Source organism: Pseudomonas sp. FSL W5-0299, assembly GCF_005930655.1.
Lineage (GTDB): Bacteria > Pseudomonadota > Gammaproteobacteria > Pseudomonadales > Pseudomonadaceae > Aquipseudomonas > Aquipseudomonas mandelii.
In genome coordinates, this window is record NZ_RXHX01000129.1 from 1 (window position 1) to 327 (window position 327).

Sequence of the window (327 nt, forward strand, 5' to 3'; positions counted from 1 at the left end):
CAGCCTGACCGCGACGTCCACTGTGGCTGAAGGCGGCACCGTGGTGTACACCGCGTCCGTGACTGCGCCAGTGACCGGTTCGCCGGTCGTCGTGAGCTTGTCCAACGGCCAGACCATCACCATTCCGGTTGGCGCAAGTTCGGGTAGCGTGAATTTTGTTGCACCAAACGATGCCCTGGCGGGCGGCAACTCGCTGAGCGTCAAAATCGACGACGCCAAGGGCGGTAACTACGAGAAGCTCGACGTCGATGGCAAGTCGGCCGACACCTCGGTCACCGACTCGGCGGACACCACCACTCTGAGCCTGACAGCAACAGATTCGGTCGC

Annotated in this window: 1 protein-coding gene; it reads left to right on the forward strand. The window is 62.7% G+C overall.

Going from position 1 to position 327, the window contains the following annotated elements:
- Positions 1–327, forward strand: a 327-nt coding sequence (locus FHL16_RS33930; protein WP_138739127.1) for an immunoglobulin-like domain-containing protein, incomplete at both ends; no start/stop codon positions are given.